General features: G+C 32.7%; 15 protein-coding genes. 9 read left to right on the forward strand and 6 right to left on the reverse strand.

What is annotated here, in order from left to right:
* The first annotated feature begins 4 nt into the window (after positions 1-4).
* Complete coding sequence (locus QZZ51_RS06515; RefSeq protein WP_291867570.1) at positions 5-1,753, forward strand: M14 family metallopeptidase; 1,749 nt, start codon at positions 5-7, stop codon at positions 1,751-1,753.
* 15 nt (positions 1,754-1,768) lie between these two features.
* Here the strand turns inward: QZZ51_RS06515 and QZZ51_RS06520 are convergent, their stop codons facing one another.
* On the reverse strand, positions 1,769-2,356 hold the full coding sequence (locus tag QZZ51_RS06520) for an NUDIX hydrolase (RefSeq protein WP_291867572.1): 588 nt from the start codon (positions 2,354-2,356) through the stop codon (positions 1,769-1,771).
* A 7-nt stretch (positions 2,357-2,363) separates the two neighbouring features.
* Between QZZ51_RS06520 and pyrE the strand changes: the two genes are divergently transcribed.
* Entirely contained in the window at positions 2,364-3,005 is a 642-nt protein-coding gene (gene pyrE, locus QZZ51_RS06525) for an orotate phosphoribosyltransferase (RefSeq protein WP_291867574.1), read from the forward strand.
* A 6-nt stretch (positions 3,006-3,011) separates the two neighbouring features.
* On the forward strand, positions 3,012-3,404 hold the full coding sequence (locus QZZ51_RS06530) for an SRPBCC family protein (RefSeq protein WP_291867577.1): 393 nt from the start codon (positions 3,012-3,014) through the stop codon (positions 3,402-3,404).
* Here QZZ51_RS06530 and QZZ51_RS06535 read toward each other — a convergent pair.
* A complete protein-coding gene (locus QZZ51_RS06535; protein ID WP_291867580.1) occupies positions 3,401-4,132 on the reverse strand; it encodes a biotin--[acetyl-CoA-carboxylase] ligase in 732 nt (243 codons plus the stop codon). The genes QZZ51_RS06530 and QZZ51_RS06535 overlap by 4 nt on opposite strands.
* A gap of 93 nt (positions 4,133-4,225) precedes the next feature.
* Between QZZ51_RS06535 and rsfS the strand changes: the two genes are divergently transcribed.
* From rsfS to QZZ51_RS06565, 6 genes are all read left to right on the forward strand, one after another.
* Positions 4,226-4,603 (forward strand): ribosome silencing factor, encoded by a 378-nt coding sequence (gene rsfS, locus QZZ51_RS06540; RefSeq protein ID WP_291867584.1) that lies wholly within the window; start codon positions 4,226-4,228, stop codon positions 4,601-4,603.
* Positions 4,604-4,611: 8 nt separating this feature from the next.
* Positions 4,612-6,621 (forward strand): ATP-dependent zinc metalloprotease FtsH, encoded by a 2,010-nt coding sequence (gene ftsH, locus QZZ51_RS06545; RefSeq protein WP_291867587.1) that lies wholly within the window; start codon positions 4,612-4,614, stop codon positions 6,619-6,621.
* Positions 6,622-6,682: 61 nt separating this feature from the next.
* The gene (locus QZZ51_RS06550) at positions 6,683-7,294 is read left to right on the forward strand and encodes an LUD domain-containing protein (protein ID WP_291867590.1); all 612 of its coding nucleotides are present in this window, start codon (positions 6,683-6,685) and stop codon (positions 7,292-7,294) included.
* A gap of 4 nt (positions 7,295-7,298) precedes the next feature.
* Complete coding sequence (locus QZZ51_RS06555) at positions 7,299-8,102, forward strand: phosphatidate cytidylyltransferase (RefSeq protein WP_291867592.1); 804 nt, start codon at positions 7,299-7,301, stop codon at positions 8,100-8,102.
* The gene (locus tag QZZ51_RS06560; RefSeq protein WP_291867594.1) at positions 8,092-8,775 is read left to right on the forward strand and encodes a phosphatidylserine decarboxylase family protein; all 684 of its coding nucleotides are present in this window, start codon (positions 8,092-8,094) and stop codon (positions 8,773-8,775) included. The genes QZZ51_RS06555 and QZZ51_RS06560 overlap by 11 nt, the downstream gene beginning before the upstream one ends.
* Positions 8,750-9,019, forward strand: a complete 270-nt coding sequence (locus tag QZZ51_RS06565; RefSeq protein WP_291867597.1) for an acyl-CoA-binding protein — start codon at positions 8,750-8,752, stop codon at positions 9,017-9,019. The genes QZZ51_RS06560 and QZZ51_RS06565 overlap by 26 nt, the downstream gene beginning before the upstream one ends.
* Positions 9,020-9,027: 8 nt before the next feature.
* On the opposite strand, the gene ppk2 (QZZ51_RS06570) is transcribed toward QZZ51_RS06565, so the two are convergent.
* The 4 genes from ppk2 (QZZ51_RS06570) to QZZ51_RS06585 all read right to left on the reverse strand — a co-directional run.
* Positions 9,028-9,813 carry a polyphosphate kinase 2 gene (gene ppk2 / locus QZZ51_RS06570; protein ID WP_291867599.1) on the reverse strand — a complete coding sequence of 262 codons (786 nt, stop codon included), beginning with the start codon at positions 9,811-9,813 and terminating at the stop codon, positions 9,028-9,030.
* A 1-nt stretch (position 9,814) separates the two neighbouring features.
* Positions 9,815-10,666, reverse strand: coding sequence for a polyphosphate kinase 2 (gene ppk2 / locus QZZ51_RS06575; protein WP_291867601.1), 852 nt, complete (start codon positions 10,664-10,666; stop codon positions 9,815-9,817).
* 47 nt (positions 10,667-10,713) lie between these two features.
* Positions 10,714-11,304 carry a hypothetical protein gene (locus QZZ51_RS06580; RefSeq protein WP_291867604.1) on the reverse strand — a complete coding sequence of 197 codons (591 nt, stop codon included), beginning with the start codon at positions 11,302-11,304 and terminating at the stop codon, positions 10,714-10,716.
* Positions 11,305-11,662: 358 nt separating this feature from the next.
* Positions 11,663-13,649: valine--tRNA ligase (locus QZZ51_RS06585; protein ID WP_291867606.1), on the reverse strand; the 1,987-nt coding region annotated here is incomplete at its 5' end.

Below are 13,649 nucleotides of genomic sequence, written 5' to 3' on the forward strand. Positions count from 1 at the left end.
TAAAATGAGAAAACTCTTAATTTTTTTACTTGCAATACTTTATATTTCTTGTGAAACAATAACGAATGAAAATACTAAAGAATTCTCCACTCCTTACGAAGAATCTAGTTACAAAGAAACTGCCACTTACGAACAAGTAATAGAATTCTACTTAGATTTAGCTAAAGAATTCTCCGAAATTAATGTACAAACTATTGGAAAAACCGATAGCGGATACCCATTACACTTAGTTACTTACAATCCAGACGGTGAGTTTAATTTTAATAAACTAGATAAAGAAAAAACTACTCTATTAATTAACAATGGCATTCATCCTGGCGAAAGCGATGGTATTGACGCCACCATGCTATTATACCGGGATCTAGCTACCAAAAAAATAGCTTCTCCAAAAAATACCATTATAACAACCATTCCTATTTACAATATCGGTGGTGCTTTAAACAGAAATACCTCTTCTAGAGCTAACCAAAACGGTCCAAAAGAATACGGTTTTAGAGGTAATGCTCTGAATTATGATTTAAATAGAGATTTCATCAAATCAGACACAAAAAACGCAAAAACTTTTGCACAAATATTTCATTTAGTACAACCAGATATTTTTATAGACAACCATGTTAGTAATGGGGCAGACTACCAATACACTCTAACACATCTTTTTACTCAGCACAACAAATTAGGAGGCGAATTAGGCACTTATTTACACAAACAATTTATGCCTAAATTAGAAAAAAAATTATCTGAAAATAATTGGGATATTACACCGTATGTCAATGTGTTTAACCAAGTTCCTGAAAATGGTTTCTCGCAATTTATAGACCACCCTCGATATTCAACAGGCTACACATCTCTATGGAACTCACTAGGTATGATGGTAGAAACACACATGCTTAAACCTTACAACAAAAGAGTAGAAGGAACATATATTCTATTAAAAGATGCAATCCATTTAGCGGAAGAAGATGGAGCGAAAATTAAGGCCTCAAGAGAAAAAAGTAACCATTATTTCTCTCAACTAGAACACTACCCTATTGCATGGAAAATAGACACTTTAAAATCTAGTACATTAAATTTTAAGGGATTTAAAGCAGATACTATAACCAGTGAAGTTACTGGGCTACCAAGATTAAAATACGATAGAAGCAAACCATTTACTAAAGAAATTACCTACCAAAACTATTACGAAGCAACAGATTCCATACCCATTCCAGAAGCCTATATTATAAAAAAAGAATGGACTAAAATTTTGAGCTTATTAGACCTAAACAACATTACCTATAGCACAATAGAAAAAGATAGCGTCATAATATTAGAAAGGTATAGAATTAAAAATTACAGCACTTCTAAATCTCCATACGAAGGGCATTATCTACATTACAATACTAGTGTAAGCAAAACTAAAAAAGAAACCTTAGTTTTTAAAGGAGATATACGTATACCAACCAACCAAAAAGGCATTAGATATATACTAGAAACTCTAGAACCAGCCTGTGTTGACTCCTTTTTTAATTGGAATTATTTCGATACTATTTTACAACAAAAAGAAGGTTTTTCTCCGTATGTTTTTGAAGATACCGCCATAGAAATGCTACAAAAAGATTCTGTATTGCGAAAAGCGTTTTATTCTAAAAAAATAATAGACAGCAGTTTTTCTAAAAATTGGTATGCACAATTAGATTGGCTTTACAAAAAATCGAAACATTACGAAGACGCATATTTAAATTACCCTATTTACAGAGTTCCAAAAACCGACTAGATTTTACCTAAGTTATTATTCTTCAAATAAAATTTTAATATTGGTGTACGAATTTTGTAGTGCTTTTTGTATTTTTTTTGGGCCTTTCCATTTTACTTTTTCTATTCCTTCTTCCTTTTGCCCTATTAAATCGCCCTTGAAATTGGTCTTCATGGCATACCAATGCACTTCCTTTAACTTATACTTACCATTCCGTTTAAAGACATGATAGGTTGTTTTTAAAAAATTCTCTATTTTCAGATTTTGTACTCCTGTCTCCTCTTCTACTTCCCGGATAGCACATTCTTCGATAGTCTCCCCTTTATCTAGTTTCCCCTTTGGTAAATCCCATTTATCATTTCTATAAATAAAAAGCACTTTGCCTTTCTTATTTGTAACCACCCCACCGGCAGCAACAACTAAAGGTATTTTATCTGTAAATTTCTTAAGAATCTCCTCTTTATTAGGATGATAGATAAAAGCTTTTGTTAATTTTTTCTTAGACAAAGCATCGATTGCCTCTTGTATAGCCGTACCATTTAATAAAAAATATTTACCATCAGCGGTATCCGATATTTTATTTGTTAATATCAGAGGCAATTCATTCACAAAAACTTTATACATTTGCGTCATGGTTTTAGATAAAAACACAGCTAAAAAAACAGCAGAGCTTCTACTGCAAATTAATGCAATAAAGTTGAATCCTGAAAATCCTTTTACATGGGCTTCTGGATGGAAATCACCAATTTATTGTGACAATAGAATTATACTTTCTTATCCGGTAATTCGTAATTACATTAAGGAAGAAATAGCAAAACAAGTAGAGGCCCTATACGGAAAGCCCGATGTCATTGCTGGCGTAGCAACAGGGGCTATTGGCATGGGAGCTTTAGTTGCTGATTATTTAGGGCTGCCTTTCATTTATGTAAGGCCAGAACCTAAATCTCATGGTCGAAAAAACCAAATAGAAGGTTATTTAGAAGCAAACCAAACTGTAGTTGTTATAGAAGATTTAATAAGTACAGGTATGAGTAGCTTAAATGCTGTAGCAGCCTTAAGAGAAGAAAATGCGAATATAAAAGGCATGATTGCCGTATTCACCTATGGTTTTGATGAAGCTGTTAAAAATTTCGCTGAAAATAATGTGGAATTACACACTTTAGGAGACTATGCCCATCTTATGGAACAAGCCTCTAACACCGGATATATAAAAGAAGAACAATTAAACACCTTGATGGAATGGCGCAAAAGCCCTTCTACATGGAACCAATAAATAAGTATGTTTTTAGAAACTCCAAAAAAGAAAGTTACAAAAGGCGATAAAGCAACGTTTGATTTTTTAACTAATCTTGAAAATTTTGAACAATTGATGCCAGATAATATCGCTAAATTCGAAGTTCTGAATTCGGATCGTTTTTTGTTTGGACTAAAAGGGATGCCAGAGATTGTTTTAGAAAGAAAATCTCAAACACCTAACAGCCAATTAGTTTTAGGAGCGGCTAGCGAAAAATTACCTTTTACGCTAACTGCAGACATCACAAGTGTTAGCGATAACGAAAGTGAAGTTATTTTAAGCTTTTCAGGGGAATTTAATGCTATGATGGCTATGATGATAAAATCTCCTATCACAAATTTCATGGGAACTTTAGCAGATAACCTTACTAAGATTTAGTATAAAAGTTTAATTTCTTTTAAACCAAATTCTTTTACAATTTTATCCTCTAACTCTATCAATAATTTACCTTGACTAGAGATTCCTTTAATAAAACCCATAAAGAGATTTCCGTTAGGGTCTTCAAAAGTAGATGGCTTATTTTTTCTAAACATAATGTTCTCATAGTCCGAAAATAATTTTTCTTTTGCAACATTATGCATATTATCCAAATTCACTTTTAAATCTGTAAGTAACTTCTGTAATAACTCTTCCAAATGAAAGTTTTTCCCTAACAACAATTTTAAAGAAGATACGTTATTTAAGTTATTGAAAACTATTTGATTTACATTTAATCCAATTCCTACAACAGAAGTCTGTATTTTATTTCCAGAAAGTGAATTTTCCAGAAGAATTCCACAAATTTTTGAATTACCTGACAGAATGTCGTTAGGCCATTTTACAGACAAATTAGGAAGATGTAACTTACTTAATGTATTATAAATAGAAAGAGAAACGCAAATACTAAGTAGAAATTGATCTAATATATAAAAATTATTAAATTTCTTTAAAACACTAAAAGTGAGGTTTTTACCACCTTCAGAATCCCAAACAGTACCCATTTGCCCTCTACCCGACAGTTGGTTTTCGGTTACAACCGTGGTAAAATCTTTTAAAGAATTAGATAACATTAAGTCCTTTAAATAGGCGTTTGTAGAGTCCGTGGCACTAAGTTTGATTAACTCCATTAGTATCTTTTTTTAGCAAACTTAAATGTATTGTTAAAAACTAGGGTTAAAAGAACAAAAAAATAATAACTTTGTATAAACTAAAATTTTTAAATGCAAAAAGGAAAAGCTAGTCCAGATGAGTTAATTGCATTAATTTTACAAGGAATAGAAGAAGTAAAAGGAATTGATATAAATTTACTTGATTTAAGAGAAATTGAAAATACCGTGTGCGACTATTTTATAATATGTAATGGTACATCTAACACGCACGTAAAAGCAATAGTCGGCTCTATCCAGAAAATTGTAAGTAAAACTATTAAAGACAAACCTTGGCACGTAGAAGGCGAAGATAATGCAGAATGGGTACTTATGGATTATGTCAATGTAGTAGTACATGTTTTTCAGAAACAAGTACGCGAGTATTACGACATAGAAGGATTGTGGGGCGATGCAAAATTCACTACCATTGAAAGTAGTATTAATAATTAAGAGAAAGAATGGCAAAAGATAACAATACAAATACAAAGAAACCTAAATTTAACTCTTGGTGGATATATGGCTTAATTGCCATATTACTTATTGGCTTTCAATATTTTAATAGTGAAAATTTCTCAAGCGCTGAGAAAACCACTACTTCCGATTTACAAGGCTACTTACTTAATGGAGATGTTGATAAGATATTAATTATCACCAATACCAACCAGGCTAAAGTTTTTTTAACTGCAGAAGCATTAGAAAAAGACGTACATAAAAATGTTGCGACAAAACCTATGATTCCTTCTTCTGGTTCTGTACCTCAATACACATTAGATTATGGTGATCTTCAAATTTTTCAAAATGAAATCACCGATATTAAAAAAGAAAACAATTTAGATACGGTAGTAGAATTCGGCAAAGAGACTAACATTCTTGCAGATTTATTATTATCCTTACTACCTTTTGTACTTATTATAGGTATTTGGATTTATTTGATGCGAAGAATGTCTGGCGGCGGCGGCGGCGGCGCTGGTGGCCAAATATTCAATATCGGTAAATCTAAAGCCAAGCTTTTTGACGAAAAAACAGATACAAGAACTTCCTTTAAAGATGTTGCTGGTTTAGAGGGCGCAAAAGAAGAAGTAGAAGAAATTGTAGAGTTCTTAAGAAACCCAGACAAATACACCTCTTTAGGGGGTAAAATTCCAAAAGGAGCTCTTTTAGTTGGCCCCCCAGGAACAGGTAAAACTTTATTAGCAAAAGCAGTTGCCGGAGAAGCAAAAGTTCCTTTTTTCTCTTTATCAGGTTCTGATTTTGTTGAAATGTTTGTAGGTGTAGGTGCTTCTAGAGTAAGAGACCTTTTTAAACAAGCAAAAGATAAATCTCCTGCCATTATTTTTATTGATGAAATTGATGCCATTGGTAGAGCAAGAGGAAAAAATAATGTCACCGGTTCTAATGATGAAAGAGAGAATACATTAAACCAACTCTTAACAGAGATGGATGGTTTTGGTACAAACACAAACGTTATTGTATTAGCCGCAACAAACAGAGCTGATGTATTAGACAAAGCACTTATGCGTGCTGGTAGATTTGATCGCCAAATATATGTAGACTTACCAGACATTAGAGAACGTAAAGAAATATTTGAAGTTCACTTAAGACCAATTAAAACACTAGAAACTTTAGATTTAGATTTCTTAGCAAAACAAACACCTGGGTTCTCTGGAGCAGATATTGCTAATGTTTGTAATGAAGCAGCTTTAATTGCTGCTAGAAATGAAAAGAAAGCGGTAGACAAGCAAGATTTCTTAGACGCAGTTGATAGAATTGTTGGCGGACTAGAGAAAAAGAATAAAATTATCACTCCAGGAGAAAAGAAAACAATTGCTTACCATGAAGCTGGCCACGCAACAACTAGTTGGATGCTGGAGCATGCTGCACCTTTGGTAAAAGTTACAATAGTACCAAGAGGACAGTCTTTAGGAGCTGCCTGGTATTTACCTGAAGAAAGATTAATTGTACGCCCAGAGCAAATGTTAGATGAAATGTGTGCTACCCTAGGAGGAAGAGCTGCAGAAAAAGTAATCTTTAATAAAATTTCTACAGGTGCTTTAAGCGATTTAGAAAAGGTAACAAAACAAGCAAGAGCTATGGTTACCGTTTATGGCCTTAATGAAGAAATAGGAAACATAACGTATTACGATTCTGCGGGTCAAGATTCTTACGGTTTTTCTAAACCATATAGTGAAGAAACTGCTAGAAAAATAGATGTAGAGATTTCTAAAATTATAGAAGAACAGTATTTAAGAGCTATTGATGTTTTAACAGAACATAAAGACAAACTTACTATTTTAGCAGAGCGTCTTTTAGAAAAAGAGGTTATCTTTAAAGAAGATTTAGAAAAGATTTTTGGAAAAAGGCCTTTTGCTGAAGATGTTATAATAGAAGATGCAACAATTATTGAAGATGTAAAAACAGAACCTTCTTCTGATAATGACACAGAAGAAAAAGAAATAGAAAATAAATAACCAATTTATTCGTTGTCCATTTATATTATAACTGGTTAACAAAAGAAGTTTAAATATTTAAATGGGGCTATTTGATATACTTTTTGGCGGAGGCAAAAAGAAAATTTCCAAGGAAACTGCGGAAACTAGAGGTGTTCATATGCCAGATTTAGATCTCCCTGTAGATGAAAAATTTACCATTCATTTTAAAAAAAATGGTGGTAAATTTTTGTATTGCGATTCCTTTAAAGAAATTTCACAGGCACTAAAAAATATCATTCAAGAAAATAATTGGGAGGATAATTCATTTTTTGTAATGAATAAGCAGCTTCAAAATAAGTTCTCAAAAGAGAAAATAAAATTCACTGAAAAGGCAAATGAAAGCGAAGTTTTTTTTACCACTTGCGAGCATCTTATTGCACAAAATGGATCTATTTTAGTTTGCTCTAATCAGCTAAATGAAAAAAAACTAAACGAACTTCCCGATAATCTTATTGTTTTTGCAACTACCAGTCAACTTGTAGAATCTATAGGAGAAGGCCTTAAGACTATAAAAAAGAAATATGGCCATCAAATTCCGGCTAATATTACAACAATAAAACATTTTCAAGCTACAGAAGAAAACTCAGACGATTTCTTAACATACGGTAGCACCACAAAAAATCTATATCTCTTATTCCTAGAAGACCTATAGAACTATGAAAGAAATTTTAAGAAGGGCATTAACAGGAGCCGTATATATAATTTTACTGCTATCTGCTGTATTCCTAAATTCAGATGCCTTCGATTTTCTTTTTATGACTTTTGGTCTTGCATGCCTATATGAGTACAAAAAACTAGTGCACTTAAAGGGATACTATATTTTTATTGCCTATTTAGCCCTTTGGTGGGCTTATATATACTTGGTTAATGACCAGGTTCTAATAAATATATTAATGTTTATTACTATAGCAATAGATATTGCTCTTTTGTTTTTTCTATTCTCTAAAAAGAAAAAACTCTTTAATCGTATTCAAAAATTTATCATCGGATTATTTTATGTAGGTGGTGGATGCATTTTCCTAACCATGATACCCTATAAAGACAATGAATTTGCAAAACTCTTAATTATGGGTATATTCATTCTCATTTGGGTTAATGATACTTTTGCTTATTTAGTTGGTCGTAGTTTAGGGCGAACAAAATTATATTCTGCCGTTTCCCCTAAAAAAACTGTGGAAGGTTCCCTTGGAGGCTTTATATTTGCAATTTTAGCTGCTTTTATAATGGGGAAGTTCGAAACTCTTATTGACCCACTGCAATGGATGATTTTAGCCTCCGTAATTGTAATTACTGGTAGTCTTGGAGATTTAATTGAATCTAAATTTAAAAGAGTCGCTAAAGTAAAAGATAGCGGTGCAATTCTTCCTGGTCATGGAGGAATGCTCGATAGATTAGATAGTTTAATATTTGCGGCACCTTTTGCCTATTTAACTTTATATATATTTACTTATGTTTCATAAAGAGGGACAAACTATAATTTTAACTACATTTTTTATTGTTAGTGCAATTATTTTGTCTGCACAGTATTTTCTTGGTAATATCTTTTTACGATGGGGCTTGCAAATAGCAGCTATAATTATTTTAGTGCTTATCCTGCAATTTTTTAGAAACCCAAAAAGAAATGCCAACAAAACATTTGATGATATTCTTTCTCCTGTGGACGGAAAAGTAGTTGTAATTGAAGAAGTTGAAGAAAACGAATATTTTAAAGGCAAGAGAAAACAAGTCTCTATATTTATGTCTCCCGTAAACGTACATGTGACTAGATATCCTGCTAGTGGAAGTATAAAATATTCTAAATACCATCCCGGAAAATATTTAGTAGCCTGGCATCCTAAGGCCAGCGAGGAAAATGAACGCACAACCGTTGTAATAAACACCCCAAAATTTGGAGATATTCTTTATAGACAGGTTGCCGGAGCTTTAGCACGAAGAATTGTAAATTATGCCCAAAAAGGGGATAGTGTTCAACAAGGTGATGATGCTGGGTTTATTAAATTTGGCTCTAGAGTTGACTTATACTTACCTTTAGATTGCGCAATTACCGTAAAGTTAAACCAAAAGGTAAAAGGAGCCCAAACATGTATTGCCTCTTTTGTAGACACCAATGAAAAAGGAAAAACTACATATTAATTTTAATAAGGCGGTTGATTTTATTAACAATTATCAAGAACCTATTCCTGCAGATTTATTACTAAAGCTTTATGCCTATTTTAAAATAGCGAATAAAAATTATAGTAACCCTGGCAGCAAAACCCCTTTAATAAATGCTTTTAAAGCTAATGCTTTAATACAAGCAAAAAAAATTAGCACGGAAAAGGCTATGAAAGAATATATTAAACTCGTTCAAAAAGAGTTTAAAAATGCCCCTAGATAGTTACGTGGTTACTCTTTGTATGGTATTGTTTTTAATATATGCTCTATCGCCTGTATTCTAGCAATAGTTTTTTTATTTGCCTCTATAATTACCCACGGTGCATGCTCTGAATTAGTTTCCTTTAGCATCACTTCCTTATATTTAGTATAATCATCCCAAAGAAGCTGAGCTCTTTCATCTACAGCAGACATTTTCCAACGCTTTAAATCACTCTTCTTTATATCTGTAAATCTTTTTTCTTGCTCTTCTTTTGTTATGGAAAAATAAAATTTAATTAAGTAGGTGTTCGATTGAATTATCATTTTTTCAAAATCATTCACCTGAGACATAAAAATATTATAATTTTCATCGGAACAAAATCCATTTACTGGTTCTACTACTGCTCTATTATACCAACTTCTATCAAACAGAACTATTTTTCCTGGCTCTGGCAATTTATTAACATAGCGTTGAAAATACCATTGCCCTTCCTCATCTTCAGAAGGTTTGTTCAATGCTACAACTCTAAAATATCTAGGATTAATATGAGCCGTAACTCTACGTATTGCCCCTCCTTTCCCTGCTGCATCTCTCCCTTCAAAAAGTATAACAATTTTTTTACCATTTTTAATTGCCCAGGTTTGTAACTTAACTAATTCTTCCTGAAGTTCTCTTAAACGATTTTCATACTTAACCTCTTTTAATGTTTTTTTTAAATCTATATTCTTATTTGCAAAAAGGCTTCTTAACCCTAACTTAGAATTTAAAAGCTCTAAATCTTTCTCCGTGATTTTATCTTCTTTGTCTAGGTTCATCTTAAATATCTATTTGTTTAGCGTTTCTGTAATATCTTACAATAACATTAGGGTCTGGCTGAATAATACTATCGTTATCTTCTTTAGTATCTGAATAATCAAAATTGGATAATAAGTAACGCATACTCTCCAAACGAGCTGTTTTTTTATCGTTAGTCTTTACAATAATCCATGGACTAAAATTAGTGTGCGTTTTAGTAAACATCTGCTCTTTATAGTATGTGTATTTGTCCCACAACTCTTGTCCTTTCATATCTACTGGGCTAAACTTCCACTTTTTTAAAGGGTTTTTAAGTCGTGCATTAAATCTTTTTTGTTGCACTTCTTTAGAAATAGAAAACCAAAATTTTATTAAAATCACTCCATCTTCATATAACAAATGTTCAAACTCTGGGACTTGTACCATAAATTTCTGATACTGTTTTTCGGAACAAAAACCCATAACAGGTTCTACCACGGCTCTATTATACCAACTTCTATCGAAAAAAACTATTTCCCCTGGATTAGGTAGCTCTTTAATATATCTCCTAAAATACCATTGCCCTCGTTCGTTATCCGTTGGTTTAGACAAAGCCACGACTCTTGAAGAACGAGGGTTTAAATGTTCCATAAACCTTTTTATAGACCCGCCTTTACCAGCTGCATCTCTTCCTTCAAAGAGAATAGCCACTCGTAGATTATTTTTTGTTACCCAATTTTGTAATAGAACCAATTCACTTTGCAGTTTCACAAGTTCCATTTCATACTTTAAATTGCGAACCACATTATCCACATCAATGTTTTTATTGCTAGCAACTTTAACAAGATCCTTTCGTGTTTTTGCTTTTAAAAGGTCGTCCAAACTATAATCCATACATTGAATTTATATTAAACATTTTACTAAACTTAATAAGATTTTCTTTAAAATGGCCCTACCATAATATGCGCTCTAAAAGTACCTGGATCCATTAACCAAGGCATTCCTTTTGCATGCGGCTTACTTGGTAAACCTGTAGATTCTGTTGTTGCAAATGGCGTATAAATAACATACCTAAATTGACCGTCACCAAGCTCTCCTGTACTTTTATCATAAGTAGCTTCACTCCCAAAATATATGTATGTCATGCTTGGTTCTTTTGGCATTTTAATTTTCCCAGAAGCAACCTCAGCACCACGTATTTCTCTTTTCTCTTTATAATTTTTTCCTTCCGCTGCTAATTCCCTTCCACGAGCCATAAAAGGCTCTAATTGTATGGAATAACAAGAAACACTTACTCCTTTCTTATTAGGGTTATCTGCTAAACACACTAAATTATTATTCCCCTCTCGTAACACCACGAAATTACCAACAGTATCATAACCATAAACTTTGGCTCCATCTCTATCTTCCTCAGGAGCAGGAAATACTGCTGTTTGTATTTGAATTTCTTTAGGTAATATTTCTTTTTTCTCCTCTTGTGTATAAGCAGAAATAGAAGATAAGCACAAAATAAAAGAAACAAATTTTACCATAAGAAAATGTTTTTCTTAAAGATAAGAATCTGTCTCTTAATTTTACGACTTAAGATTTAAAAATTTTTGCTCTTTATTTTACTTTTATTTGTAACATTTGCTCTCCTTCTAAACAAACTATCACTTCATCACCAGAATTCATCTTATCTGCTCGCTTAAATGGTGTACCGGACAATAAAATATCTCCAGAGTTTAAATCCTTATTCCAGGCACATAGCTAATTAATTTTACCAAACTCGTAATTATTAAGCTACTACTTCCCTTTTCAGTTTCAGTCCCATTTACAGTCATCGAAAAATTAATGCCCTTTACATCTGAAAATGAAGAAATAGGACAAGAATTTTGATGTTACTGTTTATTACCCTAAACTCGCTAAACTCTTTTCCAAAGTTTCTATTTTAGCCTCTGCATCTGCCAGTTTCTTTCTTTCAATTGCAATTACTTGCTCTGGAGCGTTATTTACAAAACGCTCATTAGAAAGTTTTTTCTGAACAGACATTAAAAAGCCTTTAGTGTACTTTAATTCTTCTGCAATTTTTATTTTTTCCGCTTCTATATCTATTGCTCCTTCCATAGGTATAAAATATTCGTTACTTTTTACCCTAAAAGTTAAAGCACCATCTACAGCAACATCTACATAATCAATAGTATCTACATTGGTAAGTTTACGTATTACCGTATCCCACTCTTTACTTGCTTTTTCTGTATTTAATACAGAAAGAGACAAGGCTTCTTTCATTGGTATATTCTTCTCTTTACGGATTGTACGAACTCCTGCCACAATGTCTGCCGCAAAATTAAAACCCGTGAGTATATCTTCATTTACCGTTACCGTTTTTGGCCATTGAGATACCATTAAGGCTTCCTCTGGTGTTCTTTCTGTAATATGTTGCCATACCTCCTCTGTTAAAAACGGCATAAAAGGATGTAGTAATTTTAAGTTTTGCTCAAACAAATTAATTACCGCATTGAATGTCGTTTTATCTATAGGCTTTTGGTATGCAGGTTTTATTATTTCTAACAACCAAGAACTATAATCGTCCCAAACCAATTTATAAATCGACATTAAGGCATCTGAAATTCTATACTTACTAAAATGATCTTCTATCTCTAATAGCGTTGCATTGAATTTAGCAGTGTACCATTCTATTCCTAATTTGGAGGCTTCAGGCTGTGGTAAATCTTCTATTTCCCATCCTTTTACTAAGCGGAAACCATTCCAAATTTTATTTGCAAAATTCTTTCCTTGCTGACATAGAGACTCATCAAACATTAAATCATTTCCGGCAGCCGCACTTAATAATAAACCAACACGAACACCATCTGCACCGTAATCTTCTATAAGTTTTAAAGCATCGGGTGAATTCCCCAATGATTTAGACATTTTACGACGTTGTTTATCACGAACTAGACCTGTGAAATAAACATTTTCAAAAGGTCTTTCATCTCTATATTCATAGCCCGAAACAATCATACGAGCAACCCAGAAAAACAAAATATCTGGACCCGTTACTAAATCATTAGTAGGGTAGTAATATTGAATTTCTTCATTTTCTGGTTCCAAAATACCACCAAAAACACTTATAGGCCATAACCAAGAAGAAAACCAAGTATCTAACACATCTGCATCTTGCCTTAAATCCGCTGAAGTTAAATCTGCTTTTCCTGATTTAAATTTTGCTAATTCTAAGGCTTCTTCCATGGTTTCTGCAACCACAAAATCTTCATGTCCATCTCCAAAATAAAAAGCAGGTATTTGCTGACCCCACCATAGTTGTCTAGAAATATTCCAATCGCGAATATTCTCCATCCAATGGCGGTATGTATTTTCAAATTTCTTAGGAAATAATTTTACTTCATTCGTTTTTAGTACAGCATCCAAAGCAGGTTTTGCTAAGTCTTCCATTTTTAAGAACCACTGATCCGAAAGTCGAGGTTCAATAACCGCTTTGGTTCTTTCCGAAGTACCTACTTTATTTATATGTTGTTCCGTTTTTATTAAAAACCCTTTTTCTTCTAATTCTTTAGAAATTTCTTTACGAACAACAAAACGATCTTTACCCTGGTAATGCAATCCAAAACTATTTAGGGATGCATCTTCATTAAAAATATCTATAATTTCTAAGTTATGCTTCTCCCCTAAGGCTTTATCATTAATATCATGTGCTGGAGTAACTTTTAAACAACCAGTACCAAACTCCATATCTACATAGGTATCCTCTATAATAGGGATTACCCTATCACATAAAGGAACAATAGCCTTTTTTCCTTTTAGATGAGTAAAACGTTCATCCTTAGGGTTAATACAAATGGCACTATCTCCCAAGATAGTTTCTGGTCTTGTC

The sequence above is a fragment of the Maribacter sp. genome (genome assembly GCF_016744255.1).
Classification (GTDB): domain Bacteria; phylum Bacteroidota; class Bacteroidia; order Flavobacteriales; family Flavobacteriaceae; genus Maribacter_B.

What these genes read in the sequence shown, in the direction of transcription:
- QZZ51_RS06515 (WP_291867570.1), top strand. Translation starts at nt 5, where the DNA reads ATGAGAAAACTCTTAATTTTTTTACTTGCAATACTTTATATTTCTTGT.
- QZZ51_RS06520 (WP_291867572.1), bottom strand. Translation starts at nt 2,356, where the DNA reads ATGTATAAAGTTTTTGTGAATGAATTGCCTCTGATATTAACAAATAAA.
- pyrE (WP_291867574.1), top strand. Translation starts at nt 2,364, where the DNA reads ATGGTTTTAGATAAAAACACAGCTAAAAAAACAGCAGAGCTTCTACTG.
- QZZ51_RS06530 (WP_291867577.1), top strand. Translation starts at nt 3,012, where the DNA reads ATGTTTTTAGAAACTCCAAAAAAGAAAGTTACAAAAGGCGATAAAGCA.
- QZZ51_RS06535 (WP_291867580.1), bottom strand. Translation starts at nt 4,132, where the DNA reads ATGGAGTTAATCAAACTTAGTGCCACGGACTCTACAAACGCCTATTTA.
- rsfS (WP_291867584.1), top strand. Translation starts at nt 4,226, where the DNA reads ATGCAAAAAGGAAAAGCTAGTCCAGATGAGTTAATTGCATTAATTTTA.
- ftsH (WP_291867587.1), top strand. Translation starts at nt 4,612, where the DNA reads ATGGCAAAAGATAACAATACAAATACAAAGAAACCTAAATTTAACTCT.
- QZZ51_RS06550 (WP_291867590.1), top strand. Translation starts at nt 6,683, where the DNA reads ATGGGGCTATTTGATATACTTTTTGGCGGAGGCAAAAAGAAAATTTCC.
- QZZ51_RS06555 (WP_291867592.1), top strand. Translation starts at nt 7,299, where the DNA reads ATGAAAGAAATTTTAAGAAGGGCATTAACAGGAGCCGTATATATAATT.
- QZZ51_RS06560 (WP_291867594.1), top strand. Translation starts at nt 8,092, where the DNA reads ATGTTTCATAAAGAGGGACAAACTATAATTTTAACTACATTTTTTATT.
- QZZ51_RS06565 (WP_291867597.1), top strand. Translation starts at nt 8,750, where the DNA reads ATGAAAAAGGAAAAACTACATATTAATTTTAATAAGGCGGTTGATTTT.
- ppk2 (WP_291867599.1), bottom strand. Translation starts at nt 9,813, where the DNA reads ATGAACCTAGACAAAGAAGATAAAATCACGGAGAAAGATTTAGAGCTT.
- ppk2 (WP_291867601.1), bottom strand. Translation starts at nt 10,666, where the DNA reads ATGGATTATAGTTTGGACGACCTTTTAAAAGCAAAAACACGAAAGGAT.
- QZZ51_RS06580 (WP_291867604.1), bottom strand. Translation starts at nt 11,304, where the DNA reads ATGGTAAAATTTGTTTCTTTTATTTTGTGCTTATCTTCTATTTCTGCT.